Below are 524 nucleotides of genomic sequence, written 5' to 3'. Positions count from 1 at the left end.
GAACAACCTTGGCTAGCGAGTGTCTGGCGTAAAGGCTGAACGGCCAATGCAGACCGCAGAATGCAACCTGCATCACGCTTCGTATTGCGTTTTGCACGGCTTAATGCCTGGGCATAATTTCATAAGTTATTGTTTTCGTTAGATAAAAAATCATTGGTTAGGTTGGCACGAACGCTGCTCCGTTAGGTTCGCTGGAACTTATTGGAGTACAGAACAATGACCGCTGCACAACAATTCCTCACTGCCGCATTCCCTGAGTTCGAAGTGCTCACCGAGCCCCGCCCGGATGGCGGGCTGCTGCTGACCCTGCGCAACGACGACCGTGTTCTGGTCAAGCGAGCGCTTTCCAAGGGCCAGACCCAGACCCGCATGCAACTGGAATGGGTCGTCAGCTCGGTTCGCCGTGATCTGGCACTGGAAGCCGGCATGTCGCCTTCCATCGCCCATCTGCAGAGCCAGAGCCGTACCGCACTGCCGACCTACGAGTACGCCTGAGCCCTACGGCTGCGGCCCATGCCGCAGCC

General features: G+C 57.1%; 1 protein-coding gene. It reads left to right on the top strand.

Annotation, left to right across the window (positions count from 1 at the left end):
- The first annotated feature begins 216 nt into the window (after nucleotides 1-216).
- Complete coding sequence (locus CXQ97_RS21295) at nucleotides 217-495, top strand: DUF3509 domain-containing protein (protein ID WP_003301474.1); 279 nt, start codon at nucleotides 217-219, stop codon at nucleotides 493-495.
- The last annotated feature ends 29 nt before the right edge of the window (nucleotides 496-524 follow it).

It is taken from the genome of Arthrobacter sp. B0490, assembly GCF_002929355.1.
GTDB lineage: Bacteria > Actinomycetota > Actinomycetes > Actinomycetales > Micrococcaceae > Arthrobacter_D.
The sequence above is the reverse complement of the archived record's forward strand: the minus strand, read 5'-3'. Positions and strand labels throughout refer to the sequence as shown.

Coding starts and splice junctions, on each gene's coding strand:
- CXQ97_RS21295 (WP_003301474.1), top strand. CDS start 217: ATGACCGCTGCACAACAATTCCTCACTGCCGCATTCCCTGAGTTCGAA.